At 33.0% G+C, this 24905-nt stretch carries 21 protein-coding genes and 1 tRNA gene; 15 read left to right on the forward strand and 7 right to left on the reverse strand.

All coding sequences use genetic code 11. From position 1 onward, the window contains the following. Window positions 1-91: 91 nt before the first annotated feature. From P0R33_RS18805 to P0R33_RS18825, 5 genes are all read right to left on the reverse strand, one after another. A tRNA-Tyr gene (locus tag P0R33_RS18805) sits at window positions 92-172 on the reverse strand. 382 nt (window positions 173-554) lie between these two features. After that, the gene (locus P0R33_RS18810) at window positions 555-926 is read right to left on the reverse strand and encodes a TlpA disulfide reductase family protein (RefSeq protein ID WP_276175670.1); all 372 of its coding nucleotides are present in this window, start codon (window positions 924-926) and stop codon (window positions 555-557) included. 36 nt (window positions 927-962) lie between these two features. Then, window positions 963-1724 (reverse strand): DUF4369 domain-containing protein, encoded by a 762-nt coding sequence (locus P0R33_RS18815; protein WP_276172703.1) that lies wholly within the window; start codon window positions 1722-1724, stop codon window positions 963-965. 262 nt (window positions 1725-1986) lie between these two features. Next, complete coding sequence (locus P0R33_RS18820; protein ID WP_276172704.1) at window positions 1987-2427, reverse strand: KTSC domain-containing protein; 441 nt, start codon at window positions 2425-2427, stop codon at window positions 1987-1989. A 366-nt stretch (window positions 2428-2793) separates the two neighbouring features. Further along, window positions 2794-3039, reverse strand: coding sequence for a hypothetical protein (locus P0R33_RS18825; RefSeq protein WP_276172705.1), 246 nt, complete (start codon window positions 3037-3039; stop codon window positions 2794-2796). Window positions 3040-3125: 86 nt separating this feature from the next. Between P0R33_RS18825 and P0R33_RS18830 the strand changes: the two genes are divergently transcribed. The 9 genes from P0R33_RS18830 (at window position 3126) to P0R33_RS18870 (ending at window position 11541) form a co-directional block, all read left to right on the forward strand. Further along, complete coding sequence (locus P0R33_RS18830; protein ID WP_276172706.1) at window positions 3126-3668, forward strand: hypothetical protein; 543 nt, start codon at window positions 3126-3128, stop codon at window positions 3666-3668. Further along, on the forward strand, window positions 3668-3814 hold the full coding sequence (locus P0R33_RS18835) for a hypothetical protein (RefSeq protein WP_276172707.1): 147 nt from the start codon (window positions 3668-3670) through the stop codon (window positions 3812-3814). Before P0R33_RS18830 ends, P0R33_RS18835 begins: the two co-directional genes overlap by 1 nt. A gap of 79 nt (window positions 3815-3893) precedes the next feature. Continuing rightward, complete coding sequence (locus P0R33_RS18840) at window positions 3894-4127, forward strand: hypothetical protein (protein WP_057116258.1); 234 nt, start codon at window positions 3894-3896, stop codon at window positions 4125-4127. Continuing rightward, window positions 4099-4497 carry a YchJ family metal-binding protein gene (locus P0R33_RS18845; RefSeq protein WP_276172708.1) on the forward strand — a complete coding sequence of 133 codons (399 nt, stop codon included), beginning with the start codon at window positions 4099-4101 and terminating at the stop codon, window positions 4495-4497. Before P0R33_RS18840 ends, P0R33_RS18845 begins: the two co-directional genes overlap by 29 nt. Before the next feature lie 106 nt (window positions 4498-4603). Then, complete coding sequence (locus tag P0R33_RS18850; protein ID WP_276172709.1) at window positions 4604-5722, forward strand: VWA domain-containing protein; 1119 nt, start codon at window positions 4604-4606, stop codon at window positions 5720-5722. Between the two features lie 124 nt (window positions 5723-5846). After that, entirely contained in the window at window positions 5847-7310 is a 1464-nt protein-coding gene (locus P0R33_RS18855) for a magnesium chelatase (RefSeq protein WP_276172710.1), read from the forward strand. Window positions 7311-7586: 276 nt separating this feature from the next. Continuing rightward, the gene (locus P0R33_RS18860; RefSeq protein ID WP_276172711.1) at window positions 7587-8441 is read left to right on the forward strand and encodes an EamA/RhaT family transporter; all 855 of its coding nucleotides are present in this window, start codon (window positions 7587-7589) and stop codon (window positions 8439-8441) included. Window positions 8442-8898: 457 nt separating this feature from the next. After that, complete coding sequence (locus P0R33_RS18865; RefSeq protein WP_276172712.1) at window positions 8899-10185, forward strand: Glu/Leu/Phe/Val dehydrogenase; 1287 nt, start codon at window positions 8899-8901, stop codon at window positions 10183-10185. A gap of 132 nt (window positions 10186-10317) precedes the next feature. Next, window positions 10318-11541: a sterol desaturase family protein gene (locus tag P0R33_RS18870; RefSeq protein ID WP_276172713.1), complete on the forward strand. Its 1224-nt coding sequence runs from the start codon at window positions 10318-10320 to the stop codon at window positions 11539-11541. Between the two features lie 226 nt (window positions 11542-11767). On the opposite strand, the gene P0R33_RS18875 is transcribed toward P0R33_RS18870, so the two are convergent. After that, window positions 11768-13366, reverse strand: coding sequence for a DUF6377 domain-containing protein (locus P0R33_RS18875; RefSeq protein ID WP_276172714.1), 1599 nt, complete (start codon window positions 13364-13366; stop codon window positions 11768-11770). Window positions 13367-13846: 480 nt separating this feature from the next. Here P0R33_RS18875 and P0R33_RS18880 point away from each other — a divergent pair, with 480 nt between their 5' ends. From P0R33_RS18880 to P0R33_RS18905, 6 genes are all read left to right on the forward strand, one after another. Further along, window positions 13847-14368: a DUF5004 domain-containing protein gene (locus P0R33_RS18880; protein ID WP_276172715.1), complete on the forward strand. Its 522-nt coding sequence runs from the start codon at window positions 13847-13849 to the stop codon at window positions 14366-14368. An 8-nt stretch (window positions 14369-14376) separates the two neighbouring features. Further along, on the forward strand, window positions 14377-15459 hold the full coding sequence (locus P0R33_RS18885; RefSeq protein ID WP_276172716.1) for a hypothetical protein: 1083 nt from the start codon (window positions 14377-14379) through the stop codon (window positions 15457-15459). Window positions 15460-15487: 28 nt separating this feature from the next. Continuing rightward, window positions 15488-18502, forward strand: a complete 3015-nt coding sequence (locus P0R33_RS18890; RefSeq protein ID WP_276172717.1) for a TonB-dependent receptor — start codon at window positions 15488-15490, stop codon at window positions 18500-18502. Between the two features lie 29 nt (window positions 18503-18531). Continuing rightward, the gene (locus P0R33_RS18895) at window positions 18532-20034 is read left to right on the forward strand and encodes a RagB/SusD family nutrient uptake outer membrane protein (RefSeq protein WP_276172718.1); all 1503 of its coding nucleotides are present in this window, start codon (window positions 18532-18534) and stop codon (window positions 20032-20034) included. A gap of 277 nt (window positions 20035-20311) precedes the next feature. Beyond that, window positions 20312-21556 (forward strand): glycoside hydrolase family 71/99-like protein, encoded by a 1245-nt coding sequence (locus tag P0R33_RS18900; RefSeq protein WP_276172719.1) that lies wholly within the window; start codon window positions 20312-20314, stop codon window positions 21554-21556. Between the two features lie 25 nt (window positions 21557-21581). Beyond that, window positions 21582-23600, forward strand: coding sequence for a glycoside hydrolase family 97 protein (locus P0R33_RS18905; RefSeq protein ID WP_276172720.1), 2019 nt, complete (start codon window positions 21582-21584; stop codon window positions 23598-23600). A 336-nt stretch (window positions 23601-23936) separates the two neighbouring features. Here the strand turns inward: P0R33_RS18905 and P0R33_RS18910 are convergent, their stop codons facing one another. Then, a complete protein-coding gene (locus P0R33_RS18910) occupies window positions 23937-24851 on the reverse strand; it encodes a hypothetical protein (RefSeq protein ID WP_276172721.1) in 915 nt (304 codons plus the stop codon). Window positions 24852-24905 lie beyond the last annotated feature (54 nt).

Genomic DNA, 24905 nt, shown 5'->3' on the forward strand with positions numbered 1-24905 from the left:
TGCTTATTCTGATAAATGTAATATACTTATCAAAACTTAAAAAATAGTATAAAAGAAAAAACCTGCTAATCTTTCGATTGCAGGTTTTTTGTGGGGAGAGCAGGATTCGAACCTGCGAAGTTCACACAGCAGATTTACAGTCTGCCCTCGTTGGCCGCTTGAGTATCTCCCCGATCTCAGCTTGTTGTGCTTTGTTGTTCTAAGCGGTGGCAAAGATAGGAACTCTTTCTACATTTCCAAACAAAAAAAGCACTTAATTTTAAGTTATTTTAAAGTTATTTTTTAATTAGTTGGAATTGAATAAAATAAAAAACGCCATTCTTTAATTTTTTTTTAATTTATTTATGAATGTAAGATTGTTCTTTCAGTTGTTTTTTCTATTTTTTCAATTAAGCATAATTTTTTTAGGCCGTTAAGCTTTGTTTTTATTGATGTATTAGAATAAAAAGCGAAATAATTTAAGCTCTTACAATTTTTCCTTTATGAACGTTAGTATTATTTATAAAACAAAAAAATCTCCACAAGGGAGATTTTTTTATTCTGAATACTTAGTATTATTTAGCTGCTAAAAGTGCTAATATTTTTGCTTTCAATTCAGGACCTCTTAAATCTTGAGCAACTACTTTTCCGTTGGCATCAAGGATAAAAGTTGCAGGAATTGCTTCAACATTATATTGTTTAGCTATTGGTTCTGCCCAATGTTTTAAGTTTGAAACATGAGTCCAAGTTAATCCATCTTTTGCTATTGCTTGTTTCCAAGCATCAGCATCTTTATCTAAAGAAACTCCAATGATATTTAAACCTTTTGAGTGTAACTCTTTATATAATGCCACAACATTAGGATTTTCTTGTCTGCATGGTCCGCACCAAGAAGCCCAAAAATCAACAATAGTTACTTTTCCTAAACTTTCTTTTAGAGAAACTATTTTTCCTTCTGGATTAGGAGCCGAAAAATCTGCTCTTCAGTTAGGGCTGCCTACTGCTGGAGCTGTAGCACCAACTGATGGCATTTTTGCTTGACCTAATCTAGTTTTGATTTCTTTACCTGGAGCAGTATTTTTTACAGACTCATCTAAAGAATTGTAAAGAGCTTCTAATTTTTTTGTATCTGCTGCTGGATCATTAAACATACTTTGAACAATCAAAACTGTAATGAATGATTTTGGGTGAGTTTCAGCATACTTTAAATATTTAGTTTTGCTTGATTCTTGAACCTCTTTTTGAATTGTCATGTATTGTTTCATCAAACTGTTGATAGTTGCTGTATCTTGAGCTTGTTGAGCTTGTTGCATTTTTTGATTATTCTTTTTCTGAAAATCAATTAGGTTTTTTTGAGTTTTTGTCATGTCTTCTGTAAAGGCAACATACTCATCGTTATTGTAAGTTCCAGAAACTTTAGATTTGTGGATACTATCTTTGTCAATATTAACTTTAATTTCTCCAGTTTCAAGAATTAATGGAATTGGTCCGTTAGCGCCTTGTAAAATTAAAGTATGGAAAGCTGGTTCAGTTACTTTTCCTTTTATTTCAAATTTTCCGTTTTCAACTTTTACTGTATCTAAAGAAATTGGCATTCTTGTAGCTGGATCAGCACCTTGTAAGATGATTGTTTTTCCATTTTCAATTCCTGTAGCAGTACCTGTAATAAGGTATTCTCCATCTTTAACTTTGCTGCAAGAAATGATAGCTGCAGAAGCTGTAAGTACAAAAAGTATTTTTTTCATTATAAAAAATTAATTAGTTAATTGATTTGTGCAACAAAAGTATCTAAAAATATAAAACATACAGAATTTTGTAACCTAAAATTTTGTTATAGTTTTTTTGGGTTTAAAATGCATGAAATCAGCATGTTTGTTCGTGTTAAATGAATTATAACTAGCATTAATAAACTTATTTGAAATCATTATATTCAAAATTTTAATTTTTAGATATAAAAAAAGCACTCAATTAATTGAGTGCTTTTTTGTAAATATAGTGTTTTAAAAACTATTCTTGGTTTGTTTTCTTTCTCCAAGTAAAAGAATTTAAAATATGTCTTTTTGCAAATCTTGCAGGTGAATCAGCATTTACCATTTTCACGTAAGTTGCTTTTGGAACACTGATGTATTCGTAAACACTTCCGTTAGAAAAATCAATGATTAAACGTCCTTCAACAAATTTAAAATCTGTAATAGTACAAGTTGAAATTGTTTCAGTGTACTCTGGTAAGTTAAGTTTAATAGTATCAGGATGAATACTTACTAAGAAATGGTAAGCTTCGATGATTGTTTTACTTTTTTCTTCTGCAGCTTTAAGACCAGCGTCATCTCCAACGAATTTATCTGGATGAGATTCTTTCATCGCATTACGATAAATTGTTTTTAAATCTTTTAACTCTGCAGTTTTCTCTACGTTTAGTAACTTGCGGTATTCAACTATTTTTTTCATAAATAAAAGGTAACTACTTGTCTATTAGTTTGAAATCGATATTAATTAGTTCAAATCGACAAATTTTTTGCAAAGGTACACTTTTTTTTAACTTTTTAGTTTTGATGGAAAAAATATTGAGAAAAGTTAACCATAAGTTTTTTTTACCGCAAAGCACGCAAAGATTTACGCAAAGGACGCTAAGATTTTTTTTTTTGAGTAATGTTTATAAGCATTAAGTTCGCAAAGCTATGTCTATACAAAGCTTTGCGAACTTAAATATTCTCAATTTAGAACACTCTACAAAAATAACCTTAGCGTTCTTTGCGTTAAAAAATTAACCGCTCCAACAATAACTTGAAACTTTAAACCTGAAACAAAAAAAAACTACTCCGGCTTATGATTCGCCTTATCAAAGTTTCTTGATTTTTTAGGGTATTTATCGTAGCTCATGTCGCTTGGGTTTTCAATAACAGACTTTATTGTAATCCAATCGCCGACATTAAATTTCGTTTGAACCATTTTATAATCTAAAAGATATTCGCCACAGAAATAATTGTTGTTTTCATCTTTTTCTATAATGCCAGTATAAACTCCTTTTTGCGGCATTTTTTCTTGTGTATCTTTAGACATGATTTTATGTTTTTAAATTAAGAAGCAAAGGTAAGCAATTATGGATTGTTTTATGGAGTTCTCTTCAAACTGAGTATATTTGCAAAATGCAGAAAAACTTTAAACCACATCCTAATTCTTTTAAAAATACCTTTTGTGCTTTTCATGAAGTACTTCCAGAAGCAATTGTCGGTTTGAAGAAACAATTTGAAAGCAAAGCAGGAAGTGCCTATTATTATACAGAAGAAGGAATGTATCGTGTTTCTAATCATTGGGGAAGATTGGCAAATAGTAAATGGCGTTTAATTGCTCTTGATCCAGAAACAGAATTTAAAACGAAAATAGGTTTTGCAAAATGGAGCGAATTTTATCCAGATAATGCCGAAGAAAAACTCTATTATATTAAAGCCGATTTCGAGAATAATCTTGCGAATTATGAGCATAAAAATAATCCAGAATATGATAGAAAAGCGGTTTTAAGAACAAGTTTTGAAACAGCAAAACGTTTAAAACAAATCAGGAATTTTCAACAGCTTACGAATTGGGCAAAACATTTTGATTATGATGATATTGACGATTTGCGAAAACAGATTATCAACGAATTGATTTTCACAGAAAAAACATTAGAACAAATTAAAAGAGAAATATAATGGGACGCAATAACGAAAGAAATATCAAAAAGCATAATGATAAATTGCACAAAGCCCAGGCAAAAGCAAAACAAGCTGAAATTTCCAGAAAAGAAAAATTAAAGGAAATCATAAAGAAATTCAACGAAAGTAAAAACGAAGAATAAATTATTGTTTCAAGTTTTAGGTTTCACGTTTCAAGTTGAACCTGAAACCTAAAACTTGAAACCTGAAACTAAAAAAGAAATGAATAGTAAATTCGAAACACTAAAAGCAAGCGTACAAGAAATTATAGATTTAATCGCTGCGAAAAATGACAGAGAAGCCAACAATAAATTATTGGAAGTAAGCGAAACACTTGACGAAATGATTGATTTTGCTGAAGAAGACGAAGAAGTAAGGGAAATTACTCGTTATCAGGTTTTATTAAATCAGCTTCATGTAAAAATTAATGGAGAAGAACCAGTCGATGGAGAATAAAAAATGTTTTTGCGATACTGGATTGTCTTTTGATAATTGCTGCGGATTGTATTTGAATCAAAATCAAAAAGCACCTTCAGCATTAGCTTTAATGCGTTCGAGATATTCTGCATATGCAACTCATAATGCTGATTATCTTTTAGGAACGACTTATATTTCGGAAAGAAAATATTATTCAAAACCTGAAATTTTAAAATGGGCAGTTTCTAATAAATGGCACAAATTAGAAATTCTGAGTTTTACTGAAAATACGGTCGAATTCAAAGCTTACTTTTTAGATTCAAATAGCAAGCCGCAAATACATTACGAATTTTCAACTTTTAAATTCGAAAATGGAGCTTGGTATTATTTGTATGGAAAGTTTGAATAATTAACATATCTAACATTGTTAACTTGGATTTTTAGTTGAATATTTTAACTAAAAATTAATAAAAGATTCGTTTTTCATAATTCTAAAAAGACGTAATTTTAGATTTATGAAAAACGAATTTAAAAAAGGCTTTTATTTTAAGACTTACGAAGCTCCTTTTCAGTCTCCGTTTGATAAACTTTTTACGATTTTTAAAGAGTTAATCACCCATACTTCGGGTGATTTTGATGAAGCTATCAGTTGGCTTCGGGAACTGGATATAGAATATAAACTTACCGACGAGAATTACACTATTGATGACTTTATTGAGGATCTAAAGAAGAAAGGTTACATCAGAGATGAAGTAAAAGGCGATGGAAGTTCTGGTTTCGGAATTACTGCAAAAACCGAAAGAGCCATCAGACAACAAGCTTTAGATCAAATTTTTGGAAATCTGAAACGTTCTGGAAATGGAAATCATAAAACAAAATATGCCGGAAATGGTGATGAACATACAGGCGAATTCCGTGAATTTAATTTTGGAGATAGTTTAGAAAGAATTTCATTAACCGAAAGTCTCCGAAATGCGCAAGTTAATAACGGTGTAGAAAATTTTATGCTCACTGAAAATGATTTGGTTGTTGAAGATGCTCAGTATAAAGCTCAAATGAGTACAGTTTTGATGATCGACATTAGCCACAGCATGATTTTGTATGGTGAAGATCGAATTACTCCAGCTAAAAAAGTGGCGATGGCATTGGCAGAATTAATTACGACGAGATATCCAAAAGACACATTAGATATTTTAGTTTTTGGAAATGATGCCTGGACAATTCCAATTAAAGATTTGCCTTATTTGCAGGTTGGACCTTATCACACTAATACCGTTGCAGGATTGCAATTGGCAATGGATATTCTTCGAAGAAAAAGAAATACCAACAAGCAGATTTTTATGATTACCGATGGAAAACCAAGCTGCGTTCGTGAACGTGATGGTTCCTATTATATGAATAGTAACGGTTTGGACGAATACATTGTCGATAAATGTTACACGCAAGCGCAACAGGCAAGAAAACTTCATATTCCGATTACCACTTTTATGATTGCCAAAGATCCATATTTACAGCGTTTTGTGAATCAGTTTACTGAGGCGAATCAAGGAAAAGCATTTTATACCGGAATTAAAGGTTTGGGTGAAATGATTTTTGAAGATTATGAAACGAATAGGAAGAAGGGAATTAAGTAAGGTTCTGAGGTGCTAAGGTTCAGAGGAACAAAGGAGCAAAGGTTCAATGGTTTTCTGTAGAGACGCACTGCAGTGCGTCTAACGTCCACCAAATCAATTAATAAACAATCTATATTTCAATAAAATGGAAATAAATACTATAAAGACATTAGGTCAATTAAAAGCCACTGGATATAAAAGTACAAGCATAAAGGATGAATTGCGAAATAATCTCCGTGAAAAAATAAAATCTGGAAAACCTGTCTTTGAGGGGGTTCATGGTTTTGAAAATACCGTAATTCCAGAATTGGAAAGAGCTATTTTATCACGTCATAATATCAATCTTTTGGGACTTCGTGGACAGGCGAAAACTCGTTTAGCGCGTAAAATGATCGAATTATTAGACGAATATATTCCATTTGTAGAAGGTTCAGAAATTAATGACGATCCGTTAAATCCAATTTCGCGTTTTGCAAAAGATTTAATTGCAGAAAAAGGAGACGAAACTCCAATTTCGTGGTTACATAGAAGCGAACGTTTCTTTGAAAAACTGGCAACTCCAGACGTAACCGTTGCCGATTTAATCGGAGATGTTGATCCGATTAAAGCAGCAAATTTAAAATTGTCATACGCCGATGATCGCGTAATTCATTTCGGAATGATTCCGAGAGCGAATCGCTGTATTTTTGTAATTAACGAATTACCCGATTTGCAGGCAAGAATTCAAGTAGCTTTGTTTAATATTTTACAAGAAGGTGATATTCAAATTAGAGGTTTCAAGTTGAGAATGCCTTTAGATATGCAATTCGTTTTTACAGCAAATCCAGAAGATTATACGAATAGAGGAAGTATCGTTACGCCTTTAAAAGATAGAATTGGTTCTCAGATTCTAACGCATTATCCTGAAAGTATTGCTATCGCAAGAACTATTACAGAACAAGAATCTAAATTAGATCAAAATCAAACCGATGTTGTTTATGTGCCGAGTTTGGCGAGAGATATTTTAGAACAAATTAGTTTCGAAGCCCGCGAAAGTGAATATATCGACAATAAAAGCGGTGTAAGTGCGAGAATGAGTATTACGGCTTTCGAAAATTTAATTAGTACAGCAGAACGCCGTGCTTTAATTTCTGGTGCTGATAAAACAACTTTGCGTTTATCTGACTTTATCGGAATAATTCCGGCGATTACAGGAAAAGTAGAATTGGTGTATGAAGGAGAGCAGGAGGGAGCAGATGTTGTGGCAGAAAGTCTCATCGGTTCTGCAATTAGAACTTTGTTTCCAGAATATTTTCCGAAAATTGAAAAATTAGAAAAACCAGACGAAAAAACGCCTTATTCTGATGTTGTAGAATGGTTTTTCGCGGAAAGCGGTTTCGAATTATTAGACGACGCTTCAGATAAGGATTATAAAAATATTCTAGATGAAGTAACGCCTTTAGATGATTTAATAAAAAAATACCAGCCACAAACGGCAAAAGAAGACCTTTACTTTTTGAAAGAATTTGTTTTATGGGGATTGGTAGAATACAGAAAATTAAGCAAAGACCGATTTGCAAAAGGAAATCAGTTTAGAGATATTTATGGAAGTTACATCAGTAAATTCTAAGAAAGGGAATATTTTAATTTAACGTTTAAATTGTTTTTAATCGTTAATCATTTGCTATAATTAATCTGTATAATATCTGCCTTAATCTGTGTAAATCTGCGCGAAAAATCTATGCGTAAAAATTGTTTCTCGCAGATTTAAAAAAAATTTAGCAGATCAAATTAGATTTTGTTTAATCCAACAGTTTAAGATTTAATCTGGTCTAGCTGGTTTTTTGAAACCGGCTGGGCTTTTTTATTTGACAAAAGATTACTTTTACAATCCAAAAATAAATCTATGTTATTCCTTATATTAAGTATTCTTTGCAGTGTTATTGTTGGTGTTATATTTAAAATTTCAAGAAAATATAATGCTAATCCGTCTCAAATTATTTCATTCAATTATATAACTGCAATTGCACTTTGTTACTTTACTTTTAGTCCAAACCTAAATGCTTTAGATAATAATGCACCTTTAGAAATTTACGCATCGGTCGGAATTTTACTTCCAATCGTATTTTTATTTCTGGCACTTTCTATAAAATTTATGGGAATTGCAAAAACAGATGCTGCACAACGATTATCGCTTTTTATTCCGATTTTGGCGGCTTGGTTATTGTTTAATGAAGCATTTAATACCTGTAAAGTTATTGGTGTTTTGATTGGTTTTGCAGCACTTTTATTCATACTAAAAAAGCCAACAGACAATACAGAGAATAAATGGATTTATCCAGCAATGGTTTTATTGGGTTTCGGAATTGTCGATATTCTTTTTAAGAAAATAGCCTTGTACACCGTTGTTCCTTATACAACTTCTTTGTTTATAGTTTTTTTAATTTCTTTCGCGGTTTCATTGGTAATCGTGATGTATAAATTATTCATAACAAAAGAAAATTTCGCTTTAAAAAGTATTCCTTTCGGGATTTTGGTTGGAATTTTCAATTTCGGAAATATATTATTCTATCTAAAAGCACATAAAGCATTTTCAGAAAATCCATCGACAGTTTTTGCAGGAATGAATATGGGTGTAATTATTTTAGGAACCATAATCGGCGCTTTTTTCTTCAAAGAAAAATTATCTAAGATCAATGTTTTGGGACTGCTTTTGGCTTTAATTGCGGTTGTTTTTATAGTTTTTTCGCAATTACAATAATTTTTTTTAAGTCGTAATTCTTTAGTTTACAGCTGTTTTAATTGATGGTTTAAAATTTATTAAAAATAAACTCGACTAATTCTATAGAATTTATAAATATAATTTTGTAGCTTTGCTTCAACAATGAAAAACTATAGCCGAAATATTATGATGTCTTTCAATTGCAGCTTTGCGATGTGCTGCATGTTGAATCACGTTTTGAAATGGCGTTAATAGAGAAAGTACTTGTTAGTTATTTTTTTTTTTAGCCTTTCATTGCACCATGAAAGGCTTTTTTTTGAATCGTTAAAAAATCTAAATATGAGAACCAATAGAAATATGAAAATTTTGATGCGTCGTTGCTTGATAAAGATTCCGTGTTGTGTCAATTTTAAGAGATAAAAGATGTAGAAAATCTTCTTAAGAGAAGAAAATCGATTAACATAAAAAAATAACCCAAACCTAAAAACTATATATTATGAGTTCAGAAATTATAAAACACAATCCGTTTCAATCTATGATTGATCGTTTTAATATCGCTGCAGATATTTTAAACTTAGACAATTCACTTCGTCAAAAGTTGCAGCGCCCAGAAAAACAAATCACTGTAAATTTTTCAATTGTTTTAGACAACGGAAACGTTCAGAACTTTGAAGGATATCGTGTTATTCATAATACAGCTTTAGGACCGTCTAAAGGCGGAATTCGTTACGATACTGCTGTAAATTTAGATGAAGTAAAAGCACTTGCCGCCTGGATGACCTGGAAATCTGCTGTAACTGGAATTCCTTTTGGTGGAGCTAAAGGCGGCATTATTTGCGATCCGAGAAATCATTCTAAAACAGAATTAGAAAAAATTACAAGAGCTTATACAAAGGCTTTATCAGATATTTTCGGACCAGAAAAAGATGTTCCTGCGCCAGACATGGGAACAGGACCAGACGAAATGGGCTGGCTTATGGATGAATTTTCACTTTTGCACGGACGACCAATTCATGCCGTTGTTACGGGAAAACATCTTCATTCTGGTGGATCTTTAGGAAGAGTAGAAGCAACAGGAAGAGGTGTAAGTATTATCAGTATTTTGGCGCTTCAAAAACTAAAAATTAGACCTGCGAGAGCAACTGCGGCAATTCAAGGTTTTGGAAATGTAGGTTTGCATTCTGCTTTATTCTTGTATGAAAAAGGAGTGAAAATTGTGGCTGTTAGCGATGTTTCGGAGGCCTTTTATAATCCAGACGGAATTAATATTCCGGAGTTGATTTTATATTATAATTTGAATAATAAAACCATAAAAGGTTACCCGAATTCGGTTGCCATTAAACATGAAGATTTATTGCTTTTAGATGTTGATGTATTGATTCCTGCTGCAAAAGAAGATGTTATTACACAGAAAAATGCGACAGATATTCAGGCAAGAATTATTGTTGAAGGCGCAAACGGGCCAGTTTCTTCAGATGCAGATCAGATTTTGCATGATAAAAATATATTAGTTGTTCCTGATATTTTAGCTAATGCGGGAGGTGTTACAGTTTCTTATTTCGAGTGGCTTCAAAATTCGCTTTTAGAGTCTTGGAGAATTCATCAGATTAATAAACGTCTGGAGGATATATTAGAAAAAGGTTTTGAAACTGTTTTTAGAGTGGCAGTCAAACATGATGTAACGCCTCGTATTGCTGCTTATATTATTGCTTTGAAAAAAGTAGCCGAAACACAATCGGTTAAGGAGATTGCTTTGGAAGCTCCTTTATTTAAGCATAATTAAATCAGGTTTACTTCGTAAAAGATCATTTTCGTTGATTACGTTTTTATCTCCTAAAATAACGTAATTGATGGAAGTGTCTTTTTCGTTTGTGCTTTAGAATACCATTTTTAGAATCGAAAAATATCAACCAAAATGAAAAATATCAATTTTCTTGCATTTGCCATGCCGGCCTTTTTTCTTTTTTTATTTTTAGAATACAAGCTTGCCCAACGCAGAAAAAGACCTGAAATCTTTAATTATGAAAGTTCTGTCTCAAACATTTCGATCGGAATTGCAGAGCGTTTAATTAACTTATTTATTGCAGCCAGTTTTTACCAACTGTATTATTTGATTTATGATAATTACCGATTATTTGATATTCCGAGTAATGCCTTAATTTGGTTTGCACTTATTCTCGCAACCGATTTTGTCTGGTATTGGTATCACCGATTAGGCCACGAAGTCAATTTTTTCTGGGCTGCACATATTGTACACCATCACAGCGAAGAATTTAATTTTACAGCCGCCGCTAGAATCACTACTTTTCAGGCTATTATTCGAACGGGATTTTGGTGTGTTTTGCCTTTTGTTGGTTTTCATCCAAGTATGGTTATTACGATGCTGATTGTTCATGGCGCTTATTCTTTCTTTACTCACACACAGCTTATTGGTAAAATAAAATGGCTGGAATATGTTTTTGTAACGCCTTCAGTTCATGGCGTCCATCATGCATCTGACGAAAAATATTTAGACAAAAATTACGGCGATATGTTTACCTTTTGGGATCGTCTTTTTGGTACATTTCAGACAGAAGAAGAAAAACCAAAATACGGATTAACGCATCCGCTGAAAAGCTATAGTTTTTTATGGCAGCATTTTCATTATTATTTTGAAATTTACGAATTATGGAAACGCTCAAGCGGATTTAAAGCAAGATGGAACGCTGTCTTCGGAAGTCCAGCCGACATGGACCAAGATATTCGTCCGATTTTGGAAAAGCGTTTTCTGCAAGATAAAGCTTCTCCAAATCAACGACTTCGATTTAAAAACTACTTATATATACAATTAGGAATCTGCACTTTGATTCTGACTGTTTTTACTTATTATTTTGATTATTTAGAAAGTTACGACAAGATATTTGTGCTTTCATTGGTAATTCTAACTTTAATCAACTGCGGAGCTTTGTTAGAACAGCGAAAATGGATTTATTATTTAGAATATGCACGTCTTGCGATGATTTCTACTTATTTCTTATACGAAGAAGATTTGCTTGTATTTTTCTTTGTTCCAATTGCAATTATGATTTTTGTTGAGCAATTATTTTCATTAAGCAAGATTTATCAAAATACGATTTTGCAGTTGGAAAGTGTTGAATGATTTTACCAAATAGTCCCAGAGGGACGAAATATTTATAGAAAACATATTTGTTTGAGATAAAAGAGCTCCAGCGGAGCGACATATTTATGAGTATTTAAATTATATGTCGCTCCGCTGGAGCTCATTATAGTGTAATATTATTTCTATAAATATTATGCTTTTCCGAAGCACTTGAAAAGCTTTAATCTAAAAGCTTAGAAGCTTAGCAACTTAGTACCTCAGAAACTTAAATCGTCTTAATCTCCATAATTTTCTGCTCGAAAGTATCTTTAAAATCAGATTTGCTTTTAATTCTGGTTTTGTACGTGTAAATTGTAGCTACAGAAAGTTCTAAGAATTCTGCCATTTGGTTACTGTCTTGAATTCCCAATCTGTACAAAGCAAAAATTCTTAATTCGGTATTTAAAAGTTCGCCTTTTTTGACCAAACATTTATGATCGTTTGGAAATAAATTATTAAAATCCGTCACAAAAGTGGGAAATAATTTCAAGAAAATTTCATCAAATTGGTGAAAGAGGTTTTCACGTTCTTCCTTCACATTATAACGCTTCAAACTTGCAATAACTTCGTCTGTTTTTTTTGTAATAATTTTATGAAGCGTACTTTTCTGTATATGATCTATTTTATTAATGAAAGCCGAAGTTGCCTTAATGAAATACGTAATATATTCTTCTTTTATGGCATTTGCTTCGCTTAAACTTACATTCATTTCCTGTAGTTTTAAATAGGACTCAGCCATAGTTTTCCTAGCTTTATTTTTCTCTTTTAATTGCTTGAAGATTATTCCAAGAAAAACAAAAATGATAACCGTAAGAATCGTCAAAAGAATAATGATTTTTTCGAGTTTATCATTTTTATCTTTTACATTATTCAGTTGTGCTTTTTCTATAATAGGAAGAATCGACGAAATCTCAATTTTTCGATGTCTGGCATTATAAAAAGTAGCATCATCCATCGCGATGTTGATGTATTCGTTGGCTTTATCCAAATAACCCATTTTAAAAAGTTCATTGGCTAAATTCCTTAGCGCGACAGTTTCTTTAGTCGCATTTTTAACGTCGGCAACCGCTGCCATTGCGAGATATTGAATGGCTTTTTTAGTGTAACCTCGTTCAGAATAAATATAGCCGAGACTCGAAGTTGCAATTCCGTAGTAATCTGGCGGAAGATTATAGTTGTTAATCCAATAACTGAAAGCAAATTCTGCGCCGCGCCAATCTTGTTGTTTTAAACGTTTCAGGCTTTCTGCTGCCCAATATTCATTCGTATTAGTTCCGATTAATTCTAATGCTTTTTTTAAGAAATGATTTCCTTGCTGTACATAATGAATATTAAAACGCTGGTCACGGTTATAATCGGCTAAATCATAATACGCACGCGCTTTGATGTTGTAATATTCGAATTTATTTTTAAGGTCTAATTTTGTATCATCAATAACATTTAAAGTGTCAATTGCTTCTTTAAAAAGGCCTGAAGACAAAAGCACAAAACCTTCTTTAATTCGGCTTTTAGATAAAAACTTTGGATCTTTTAAAACTTTGGCTTTGATTTTAGATTGCTCCAAATAATAATAAGCAGAATCATATTTAAAAGATTTGTATTCATCAAACAAAGACATATAACAATTGTACAACTCTTCATTATTCTGATTTAGTGTAAATTTTGATACATTTTTCTTTAAAGACTCAATTTTTCGATATTTCTGTTTCAGGTAAATGTCTTTTTTCAAGAGCACCTGATCTAATTCTTCTAAATAAGGATTGGTCTCTTTCGCAGTTAGAGAAAATCCTATAATGAAGAAAAACAGCATGAATATTCTTCGCATGGTTTAGTTTTGGTTTAGGGTAAGGTTGATTTTTTGTATAGTTAGTTAATTCGCTTTAAAATTAAAATAAGTTTGATATTAATGGAAATCTGACTCTTTGGAATTTTATAATTTGTTTAATAACATCGCTTTAGAAGGTAATTTTTGAAGCAAAAACGTGTGGTAAATGTTAAAAACAGTCAATTTATTTGCAATTATACAATAAAAACAGGTTATATAAATGCATAGTGAAAAAAATATACCAAATATTTTGCATATTGTCATTTTTACCATTAAAAAACCACTGATTTTCATCTAAACAACATCTTGATTTTTTGATTTTAAAAATAATAATAAAATCTTGATAATCAGCAAGTTGTTTTTAAAATTGTCTGAATAATATCTTGATTTTTCTCCGATTTTTTTTTTAGGATTTATTTAACTTCTAGCTTCGTTGTGTCCTTTTGAAGGGGATGACAAACTAACAAAAACCAAAAATTTATGAAATGTAAAAGTCTTTATTGGTTAGCTTTTATGATGTGTTTTTTTGCGATTAGTTGCGATAACATAGATGACGGAAGCTACGTAGATCCGATTACCCTTTACGAAAAAGTAAATGGAAATTGGGGATTAACAAATCTGAAAATGGTCGACGAAGTTGCCAAGGCAAACAAGATCGAACCAAGTGAAGAAAACTTGAGTACTTATTTCAATTACGAAGATTTTAAAATCAAATTCAACGTAGATGAAAATAACAAACCGACAAGTTACGAAGTTACCGGAAATGTCCCTCCGTTATTTGCTGCAAAGGGATACTGGGCATTAAGTTCAGATTTTCAGCCAACTAATAGTGGCACAAATAAAATCTACTTGTACAGTGATGCACAGAAAACTCAAAAAACAGACGAACTCAGATTACTTGCTGTTCCGGGAAAAAATGAAGAAATGCAAATTCAATTAACCCGTACTTCAGGCGGAGTAGATTTTGTGTCTTATGTATTTAAATTAAATGCTATTAATTAAAAAGTAATATGAAAAAGTTTATATATACAATTTTACTTGGCTTGTTGATGGCTCCTAATTTTGTTAAGGCGCAAGAAGCCGCAGGAGCTGTGGGGCCAATGTCATCATTTCCTGTTGTTTACAAATATGATGAAAAAGTTACGTGGTATTTTGATATGTCATCATCTACATTTGCTGAGACAGAAGATTTATACATCTGGATTTGGTCTCCATCTGAGCCAGATGCAGGAAACTGGGAACACTCTTCAAGCTTTGCAAAACTGAAATACGAAGGAAATAAAATCTGGAGTTTTACTTTGACACCAACGGTTTATTTTTCTAAAACTCCTGCTGAAATTGCGGCAAGTGCTGGATTTTGGTTTCGTTTGAAAAATTTTAACGGGTCTAAACAAAGTGATGTTGCAAATATTCCTTACACTGATTTTTCATCATTTTATACTTCAAATGAGTTAATCAGATCGTATCCGTCAAAACCTTTAATTGATAAACCGGTTAGTATTTTATTTAATTCTAATTTGAAAGAAGGTTTTGCTGGAGTTGAAAGTGTTCACTTTCATAGTGGTTTAAATAATTGGGCAGTTTTGCAAGAATATCAGGCTTGGCTTCCAGACGTTTCTGAGAAAACAAAACTGAAAGATCTTGGAAATGGTTTCTACAGAATGGATTTGATTCCGCAGCAATATTACAATCCGCCAGCAGGGTTTGTTATGGAAAACATAACTTTCTTAATGGTAGCAAAAGATTGGACTACAAATTCTGGCGATCAAATTATTTATGCAGGAGAATTTATTCCGCCACCGCCACCAAGTTTCAGTTTTTTTCCATTACAAATCAGTCAAAAAGATTTTCTTGGAATGTCTAGAAAAAACAACGAAGTAGGCGTAAACAAATTGATTTACACGATTACTGCTGGAACAAAAACATTTTCTGGTGAGTTTTCTGGAGGAACTACAGAAATTAAAGGTTTTGTCAATCTGGTTACAGAATTAAACGGACTTCCGAATTTGAACGAAATCCATGTTTTGGTTAAGGATAACAAAGACAAAACGATTTCGGATACGATGATTCCGCTTAAAACTCTAGACAAATAATCACTATTAAATTAAAACACCAATTCTAATGAATAGTAAAAATATAAAAAGCGTCCAGCATAAAATGTGGACTGCTAAAGGAGCGGTATTGATGATTTTTATGCTTTTTCTTTCTGCTGGTCTTTTCGCGCAGACGAAAAAACAAATCTCAGGAACCGTTTATGACAATACTGGAACGGTATTGCCAGGAGCTTCTATCATTGAAGTAGGAACGAAAAACGGAACTACAACAGATTTTGATGGTAAATTCAGTCTTCAGGTAGCCGCAGGAAGTGCAATTGAAGTTTCGTTTATCGGATCGACAACGCAAAAAATCCAAATTACAGGAAATAACAATTATGAGGTTCGTCTGCAAAATGACGGTTACGCATTGGCAGAAGTGCAAGTTGTTTCTGTAGGTTACGGAAAAGTAAAAAAATCAGATTTGACTGGAGCAATTTCTACAGTTGGAGCAGATGATTTGGTAAAAGGAACAATATCTTCTACAGAACAAGTTTTGCAAGGAAAAGTAGCAGGATTAAATATTATTCGTCCTTCTGGAGATCCAGCGGCGGGTTCTACAATTCGTCTTCGTGGAGGAACTTCTTTAACAGCAAGTAACAGTCCGCTTATTGTTGTGGACGGAATTGCTGGTGTTGACATCAACATTGTTCAGCCATCAGATATTAAATCGGTTGACGTTCTTAAAGATGCTTCTGCAGCTGCAATTTACGGTTCACGTGGAGCAAACGGAGTAATTATGATTACAACAAAATCAGGAACAAAAGGAGTTTCTGTTGTGTACAGCGGACAAACTAGTTTTGGTTATGTTAATGATAATTTAGATTTATTATCTGCAAATCAGTGGAGAGGATATGTGCGTCAAAATCAAATTACAGATGCTGTAGATTACGGAGGAAATACCAATTGGCAAAAAGCTATTGAACAAACGGCTATTTCTCAATCTCACACTTTGAGTATTAATTCAGGTAAAGCAGACAGCGGTTTTAGAACTTCAATTTCGTACTTAAACAATGAAGGAGTTATCAAAAAATCTGGTTTAGAAAGATTAAGCGGAAATGTTAGCGGTTATCAATTTTTAGGCGACAATAAAGAAGTAAAATTCGATATGGGATTATTTGCAAATATTGACAAATGGCATCCAATTGATTATAGAATTTTTGAAAGAGCTTATAACTTAAATCCAACGATTCCAGTTTATGATGCAAACGGAAATTTTAGCGAAGTGACAGGAAATATTTATCAAAATCCGGTTGAGATTTTAACCAACAGAACTTTTGATAACGAAAGACACAGACTTTTAGGTTATTTTAAAACAGATGTAAAATTCTTGAATGATTTTACTGCAACTGCAAATATTTCATTAGAACATAATGCAGTAAAAGGAGGAACTTATAAACCTTCTTATGCCGTTATGGAAGGACAGACAGAAGGCGGTTTTGCCCAAAGAACTTACGCTGAATATACAAATGCGCAAGGTGAACTTTATGTGAATTACAGCAAAATAATCGATAAACATAACATTAGCGCTTTGGCTGGATATTCTTACCTTGAAAATATCTACGAAGGTTTTGGAGCGCAAAGAGGTGGTTTTGTAACAGATGCTTTCAGTTATAACAATTTAGGAGCAGGTTACAATTATCGTTTAAGCGACGTTTATTCATACAAAGGAAAATCAAATTTAGTTTCTTTTTATGCTCGTGCAAATTATGGCTACGATGGTAAATATTTATTGACAGCAACTGTAAGACGTGACGGATCAAGCCGTTTTGGAGAAAACAATAAATGGGGAACTTTTCCATCTGCTTCTGCTGCGTGGAGAGTTTCTAATGAAGAATTTATGGAATCTTCAAAAGGATGGTTAGATAATTTAAAATTAAGAGTAGGTTGGGGTATTACAGGAAACCAAGACGGAATTGGTGAGTACAAATCGCTTTCTATCTTAGGAGTTGGAAATGATAGTTATTACGATCCAGTTACAAAAACTTGGAGTTTGGCATATTCTCCAAAACAAAATCCGAATCCTGATTTGAAATGGGAATCTACAGAACAAATTAACGTTGGTTTTGATTTCGGGCTTTTCAACAGAATTACAGGATCTTTTGAATACTATTCTAAAAAAACAAAAGATTTATTATACACTTATGAAGTGCCTCAACCGCCTTATTTAGTGGGAACAATGTTAGCAAACGTTGGTGAAATGTCTAATAAAGGAGTAGAATTGACTTTAAATGCAGATATCATTAAAGGAGATAAATTTAATTGGAATGCTAATTTGACGCTTGGACACAACGTTCAAAAAATCGAAAAACTTTCAAACCCAACTTATAAAACAGATGTTATTTACAGCGGATCTCTTCATGGTTTGGCGGGGATGTCTGGACAATATTCTCAAATTATTGCAGAAGGTTATCCTGTTGGAACTTTCTGGGGATTCAAAAATGCTGGTTTAGATGCTGATGGAAAAATTCAGTATTACAACGCTGCAAATGAAGTAGTAGCAGAAAGCGCTTTGGTTGATGCTGACAAAAGAGATTTAGGAAATATTCAGCCAGATTTGACTTTAGGTATCGGAATGAATTTTACTTATGGAAACTTTGATCTTGGAGTATCAGGATACGGAATGTTTGGTCAAAAAGCATTAAATGCGACCAACATGATGTTAAACGATCCGAACAGACTGCCAGCTTTTAATGTTCCTGATGATTTCTTGAACAGCGGTCTTACTTCGGCTCCAAAATATTCAGATTATTGGATTGAAGATGCTTCATTCTTCAGACTTCAAACACTTTCTTTAGGATACACTTTGCCATTGAAATATAAAAAATCTAAAGTTAGATTCTATGTAATGGGAGAAAATCTATTTGTAATTACAGGTTACAAAGGAGTAGATCCAGAGATTGGATTAAATGCTCAAGACGGAATAAATCAAACTGGTGTAATGGATCAAACTGGTTTGGCAGCTCCTGGAATTGACCGATACAATAATTATCCTCGACCAACAACGATTTCTGTTGGACTAAATTTTACGCTGAATAATTAAGCGAATTTGATAACCATAAAATACTAAAAATGAAAATCAAAATAATAGCACCAATACTTTTAAGTATGCTTTTTACGGTATCATGTACTGATCTAAACGAGCAGTTGTATGATCAGGTAGAAGATGGGAATTTTGGAAACACGACTAAAGAAATTGATGCGTTGGTTGGTGGAGCTTATTCTTCGTTAAGAGGATTTGCCGATCCGATTTCGAATAACTATCCAACTTGCGAATATGTTTTCTTTTTGAATGAAACTGTTTCAGATGAAGCGACAATTCCAACAAGAGGAACCAACTGGTACGATGGCGGACAATATCAAGATGCACAAAGACATACTTGGAAAGCAGACAACAGAATGATTCTTTCTGCTTGGCGTTACAATTATACTGGTATTGCAAAGATCAACGCGATCATTTATCAAATAAATAAATCGACTTTGACCGAACAAGCAAAAGCACCAATTTTTGCCGAATTGAAAGCCGTTAGAGCTTATTACTATTATAATCTTTTAGATTTATTCGGAAATGTGCCAATTGTAACCAATTTTGAAGATACTGATCTTCCAACTAATTCAACAAGAAAACAAGTTTATGATTTTGTCGAAAAAGAATTGACAGATGCCATTCCGTATTTAAATGGAAATGTGGTATATTCTAAATTAACTAAAAATGTTGCCTATTCTATTTTAGCAAGATTATATCTTAATTCAGAAGCATTTATCGGCGTTGCGCGTTGGCAAGATTGTCTTAATATGTGCCAGAAAGTTACTGGATATACATTGACGCCAGATTTCTTCGCCAATTTTGCAACAGAAAATCAGACTTCATCAGAAATCATTTTTGCAATTCCTTACGATTCAAAAGCGGGGACAGTTGGAAATTATATGAATTCAATGTCTGCACATTACAACCAAAAATTAGCCATTTCTGCAACAGGAAATTATCCTTGGAGCGCAAACGGAATGTGTGCACAACCAGGAGTATATTCTGCTTTTGCAGATACAGACAAAAGAAAAAAATGTATGCTTCATGGCGATCAAATCAACTTAGCAACAGGTTCTGTAATTATGATGGATAATGGAGAACCGCTTACCTACACAGAGAACTTAACAAGTTTGACAGATGCAAAAGAAAATGAAGGTGTTCGTTTGGCAAAATATGAAATGAAAGATGGAGAGCAATGGGAACGTGATCATGATTTCGTTTTAATTCGCTATGCTGAAATTTTAATGATGCAAGCAGAATGTTATGTTCGTTTAGGTTCGCCAGATTTAGCAAAACCATTTTTACAGCAAGTAGTTACGCGTGCTGGCGAAGAAATGCCAACTACAATTGATCTTGCTTTTATTGATCAGGAATTGTTGAAAGAATTCACATTTGAAGGAAGAAGAAGAACAGACAACATTCGTTTTGGAACATTCTTTTTGCCATGGTGGGAAAAAGGTACAACCGAAAAATACAGAGCTATTTTTCCAATTCCAAGTTCAGTGTTAACAACAAATAAAAACCTAAAACAAAATCCTGGGTATTAGGTTTCTGAATGTCAGTCTTCCATGTTGGTTAGTCGTGGAAGGCTGACATGTTTTAAGCATAACTAATTAACAGAGCTGTATTATTAAAAAATATTTAACACATAGAAACATAGATTTTTTATGTGAAGAATAGAATATAAAAAGAAACTAGTTTCTAACACATAGCTATGTTTGTTAATGCAAGTGAAACGCCTTTGGTGAGTTTGTAAAGCTATGTTTCTATGTGTTAAAATGGTTAAAAGCAATAATTTATTGTAAAAGCAAATATTAATTAATTATGAAAAGATATATCACATCATTGGTTTTTGGTTTGATGAATATTGTGATAGTTGCTGGTTGCAGCAGCGATGACAAAGGTTCGGACAAACCCGTAGAACCAGAAAAAACAGAACCTGTTGCGATTGAGAAAACCAACAGCACCAAAATTTATATGCATTATATGCCGTGGTTTGAAACCAATGAAAGCAGTGCTGATAAAAAATGGGGATATCACTGGACAATGGCAAATAAAAATCCGAATAATGTAGGGGCAAACGGGCGAAGAGAAATCGCATCATATTATTATCCGCTGATTGGACCCTATCACTCAGGCGATAAAAATGTGATAGAAAATCATTTATTATTGATGAAATATTCAGGAATTGATGGAATATTAATCGATTGGTACGGCACTTACGATGTAAATGATTATAGAATGGTCAAAGAAAATACAGATCAGTTAATAGAAATGTTAGACAAAGTAGGTTTAGAATACGCTATTGTTTATGAAGATCGATTTTTAACTAATGTTGTCAATGCAGGAAAAGCAATTTCGGTAACCAGCGCAGCAAAAACAGATTTAGCTTATGTACAAAATAATTATTTTACTGATGCTAATTATATTAAAATTAATGGCAAACCACTTCTAATGAATTTTGGACCAATTGTTTTGCAAACGCCAGCCGAATGGTCCAATGTATTTAATACTTTAACGGCAAAACCGACTTTCTTAACGCTTTGGGATCATTCTGTAAAAGCAGGAGAAAATGCTTCTGGCGAGTATGCATGGGTATATAAAGACAACAGTTTTCTGACGAATTTTTATACCAATACAAAACCAAAATTAGGAGTTGCAATGGGAAGTGCTTATCCTGGTTTTAAAGATTTTTATGCAGAAGGCGGAGGCGGAGCAGCAATTGGCTGGACAATCGATCATAAAAATGGAGCTACGCTTGATGAAACACTTACACTTGCCAAAAATGCCAATGTCAATTATTTGCAATTAATCACGTGGAATGATTTCGGAGAAGGAACCATGATTGAGCCAACTGCCGAATTTGGTTATTCGTTTATTGAAAAAATAAAAACTTTTGCTGGAGTAAAAAATACCGAAAATATATTTCCAGATATCAGCAAATTGTATGATTTACGCGTGCAGAAAAAAGGAAATGCTGATGCCCAGAAAAAACTCAATCAAGCCTTTAATTATTTTGTTTCGATGCAGCCTGCAAAAGCAAAACAAATAATGAGCGAAATAAAATAGAGCTGTAATTAATACAATTTAAATAATGAAAAACAGAAAATATAGATACTGTATAATGGCGCTGGCATCAATCGTGTTGCTGGCATGCAGTACTAAAAAAACGTATAAAATCAGTTCTCCAGAAAAAATCTCTGAATTAACTTTTGAATTAACGCCTACGGGACAGCCGCAATATAGTTTTTCTTCTAACGGAAAATCAGTAATTGAGCCTTCTCTTATGGGATTTGAATTTCAAGGATTAGCCAAAATGACCGACGGTTTTGAAGTCGTTTCTACTGAAGAAAAATCAGCAGATGCAACTTGGGAACAACCTTGGGGAGAATTCAAAAAAGTAAGAGATCATCATAACGAATTGATTGTTCATTTAAAAGAAGCAAAAGGCGAAGAGCGTTTGGTGGATATTATTTTCAGAGTTTTTGATGATGGTGTAGGTTTTCGTTACGAATTTCCAAAACAACCACATTTAGGAAAAGTGAAAATCTCTAATGAAGTGACACAATTTACTTTTAAAGATAATAATGAAGTTTGGTGGATTCCAGTTCACCGCGAAAATAGTTACTACGAAAGTGAATACCGTAAAACGTTGATGAGCAAAACAGATACAATTAATACTCCGGCAACTTTCGAAACTAAAGACAAATTGTATGTAGCGATTCACGAAGCTAATTTAACAGATTTTGCTTCTATGACTTTATTAAAAACTTCAGACAAACAATACAAAAGCGATTTAGTGCCTTGGGCTGATGGTGTAAAAGTATATGCAGAAACGCCATTTAAAACGCCTTGGAGAACTATAGTTGTGGGTAAAAATCCTGGAGAAGTGGCAACTTCAACCATTATGCTGAATCTAAACGAGCCGTCAAAAATTGAAGATTTATCTTGGATCACACCTTCAAAATATATCGGAATTTGGTGGGGAATGCACTTAGAAAAATATACTTGGGGACAAGGGCCAAAACATGGTGCAACAACAAAAAACACGAAAGAATATATCGACTTTGCAGCAAAAAATGGTTTCGATGGAGTTTTGGTTGAAGGTTGGAACGAAGGCTGGGACGGCGACTGGACAGCAGACGGTTCTGCCTTTAGTTTTGTAAAAGCTTATCCAGATTTTAATCTAGAAGAAATTACGAAATACGCAGCGGTGAAAAATGTTCGTTTAATCGGACATCACGAAACAGCTGGAGCGACTAAAAACTACGAAAACCAATTGGAAGATGCTTTCAAATTGTATCAAAAAATGGGCGTGAATTCGGTTAAAACGGGTTATGTAAACAAATTTTTAGATAAAAAAGAATGGCATGATAGTCAATATGGAGCGCGTCATTACAGAAAAGTAATCGAAACGGCGGCGAAATATCATATTATGATTGACAATCACGAACCAATGAAAGGAACTGGTTTGCAGCGTACTTATCCGAATTTTATGTCACAAGAAGGCGGACGTGGACAAGAATATAATGCATGGTCTGTAGATGGAGGAAATACACCAGAACATTTAACGACTTTACCTTTCACCAGAATGCTTTCTGGACCATTTGATTATACTCCGGGTAATTTCAATTTTGATTATAAAACACCTTCTGGAGCAAAAGTACAGACGACTTTGGCAAATCAATTGGCATTGTATGTTATTATTTTCAGTCCGTTGCAAATGGCTTCAGATTTACCTGAAAATTACGAAGGAAAACCAGAATTTCAGTTTGTTAAAGACGTGCCTTGCACTTGGTCTGATACCAAAGTTTTAGATTCAAAAATAGGAGAATATACTACAATTGCCCGTAAAGATTGGGACGAGAAAAACTGGTATTTAGGATCTATTACAAATAGAAATGCGAGAGATTTAAAAGTTGCGCTTTCATTCTTGGATAAAAATAAAGAATACGAAGCAGAAATATATGCAGACGGAGCAGGAGCAAATTACAAAACAAATCCGTATCCGGTTACAATCTCTAAACAAGCAGTAAACAGCAAAACCGTGTTAAACATCAAATTGGCAGCTGGAGGAGGAACAGCTATAAAATTCACTCCAAAAGAAAAATAAATTAATTAGTTTATTTTGAGTTAAGTAAGTTTAAGTTTGGAAGTGAACCCGATAGCTATTGAGTTATCGGGTTTGTTTTTTTTATTTCAAGTTTCAAGTTTCAGGTTTCAGGTTTCAGGTTTTCTTGACTTTGAACTTAATTTTAACGCAAAGTGCGCAAAGTTTTTTTGATAGGCGAGTTTTATAAAACGTTAAGTTCGCAAAGCTTTGCGTAGAAAAATCTTTGCGAACTTAACGTTTTGTATTCGTAATCTATTAAAAAATCTTAGCGCTCTTTGCGTTAAAAAAAGATTTCAATTTTAAAGCTTAGCAACTCAGAACCTTAGAAGATTAAAACTAATGTTTATAAAGCTTCACATGATTTCCAAAACTATAAGTTGCCGTTAAAGTTGGGCCATTATAACCCCATTTAAAGAAACCATTTAGCCTTTCTTTTTCCATATCAACTCTGATATTTAGGCCAGTATAACCAGCGATAAGACTAAAATTTTGATAGACATTATACAAAATTGATAAATTGTAACTCAACAATCTTCCGTCAAAGTCGTTGATTTTAATTGCAAAATAATTGAAGTTGGCATAAAGACCAACTTTTCTTCCTAAGACAAATTCTCCCCAAACTCCAATATCGGGTAAAGGAGCAGTAAAGCCAAAATTATCTTTAACCTCTAAATTTGCTGTTTCGCCTGCCAGTCCTATTCCAACATCTCCAAAAAGAACGTGCGCACCAATAAGAGCCCCGATTTCATATTTTGGTTTTGATACAAATGCATAACCATAAGTAATTCTTCCTATATGATTGTCCATAAAAGCATAAACAGTTGCATTTACAGGGTAAACATGATCACGAAACTCAATTTCTTTTTGAAGGGTTTTAGTAGAATTTCTACTTAAATAATAATACTCTGCGCCAAGTCTGGATCTTCGGGAAATTCTCCATTCAAAAGTTCCGAAAAAAGAAGTCGTACTTTTATTAAAGCCAAGATCTTTTTCAAAATCAATTATATTTCCAAATTCACCATTATTACTGCCCACTTTAACTTCTGTATTATTAACTGGGAAAAAGGCTCCAGCAGTCATTTTAAATCTTCTTGCGTGCCAAGGGAGATCGTCAGCGTAATTATCCTGAAAATTTTCACTTTCGGATTTAACAGTTGTTAAACTTTCAATTGAAGTGTTTTCTGCAAATGTTTGCGCATTTACTGGAATCCAAAAGAGCGTCATTACCAAAAAAATAAATAGTTTTTTCATCAGCTTTATTTTTTATTTGATTAGGAAAATTTTAACAATAAAGTTAGTAAAAAT

Source organism: Flavobacterium sp. YJ01 (assembly GCF_029320955.1).
GTDB lineage: Bacteria > Bacteroidota > Bacteroidia > Flavobacteriales > Flavobacteriaceae > Flavobacterium.

What these genes read in the sequence shown, in the direction of transcription:
- P0R33_RS18890 (WP_276172717.1), top strand. Translation starts at nt 15,488, where the DNA reads ATGAATAGTAAAAATATAAAAAGCGTCCAGCATAAAATGTGGACTGCT.
- P0R33_RS18825 (WP_276172705.1), bottom strand. Translation starts at nt 3,039, where the DNA reads ATGTCTAAAGATACACAAGAAAAAATGCCGCAAAAAGGAGTTTATACT.
- P0R33_RS18855 (WP_276172710.1), top strand. Translation starts at nt 5,847, where the DNA reads ATGGAAATAAATACTATAAAGACATTAGGTCAATTAAAAGCCACTGGA.
- P0R33_RS18885 (WP_276172716.1), top strand. Translation starts at nt 14,377, where the DNA reads ATGAAAAAGTTTATATATACAATTTTACTTGGCTTGTTGATGGCTCCT.
- P0R33_RS18865 (WP_276172712.1), top strand. Translation starts at nt 8,899, where the DNA reads ATGAGTTCAGAAATTATAAAACACAATCCGTTTCAATCTATGATTGAT.
- P0R33_RS18900 (WP_276172719.1), top strand. Translation starts at nt 20,312, where the DNA reads ATGAAAAGATATATCACATCATTGGTTTTTGGTTTGATGAATATTGTG.
- P0R33_RS18850 (WP_276172709.1), top strand. Translation starts at nt 4,604, where the DNA reads ATGAAAAACGAATTTAAAAAAGGCTTTTATTTTAAGACTTACGAAGCT.
- P0R33_RS18905 (WP_276172720.1), top strand. Translation starts at nt 21,582, where the DNA reads ATGAAAAACAGAAAATATAGATACTGTATAATGGCGCTGGCATCAATC.
- P0R33_RS18910 (WP_276172721.1), bottom strand. Translation starts at nt 24,851, where the DNA reads ATGAAAAAACTATTTATTTTTTTGGTAATGACGCTCTTTTGGATTCCA.
- P0R33_RS18820 (WP_276172704.1), bottom strand. Translation starts at nt 2,427, where the DNA reads ATGAAAAAAATAGTTGAATACCGCAAGTTACTAAACGTAGAGAAAACT.
- P0R33_RS18815 (WP_276172703.1), bottom strand. Translation starts at nt 1,724, where the DNA reads ATGAAAAAAATACTTTTTGTACTTACAGCTTCTGCAGCTATCATTTCT.
- P0R33_RS18835 (WP_276172707.1), top strand. Translation starts at nt 3,668, where the DNA reads ATGGGACGCAATAACGAAAGAAATATCAAAAAGCATAATGATAAATTG.
- P0R33_RS18830 (WP_276172706.1), top strand. Translation starts at nt 3,126, where the DNA reads ATGCAGAAAAACTTTAAACCACATCCTAATTCTTTTAAAAATACCTTT.
- P0R33_RS18880 (WP_276172715.1), top strand. Translation starts at nt 13,847, where the DNA reads ATGAAATGTAAAAGTCTTTATTGGTTAGCTTTTATGATGTGTTTTTTT.
- P0R33_RS18895 (WP_276172718.1), top strand. Translation starts at nt 18,532, where the DNA reads ATGAAAATCAAAATAATAGCACCAATACTTTTAAGTATGCTTTTTACG.
- P0R33_RS18875 (WP_276172714.1), bottom strand. Translation starts at nt 13,366, where the DNA reads ATGCGAAGAATATTCATGCTGTTTTTCTTCATTATAGGATTTTCTCTA.
- P0R33_RS18845 (WP_276172708.1), top strand. Translation starts at nt 4,099, where the DNA reads ATGGAGAAGAACCAGTCGATGGAGAATAAAAAATGTTTTTGCGATACT.
- P0R33_RS18840 (WP_057116258.1), top strand. Translation starts at nt 3,894, where the DNA reads ATGAATAGTAAATTCGAAACACTAAAAGCAAGCGTACAAGAAATTATA.
- P0R33_RS18860 (WP_276172711.1), top strand. Translation starts at nt 7,587, where the DNA reads ATGTTATTCCTTATATTAAGTATTCTTTGCAGTGTTATTGTTGGTGTT.
- P0R33_RS18870 (WP_276172713.1), top strand. Translation starts at nt 10,318, where the DNA reads ATGAAAAATATCAATTTTCTTGCATTTGCCATGCCGGCCTTTTTTCTT.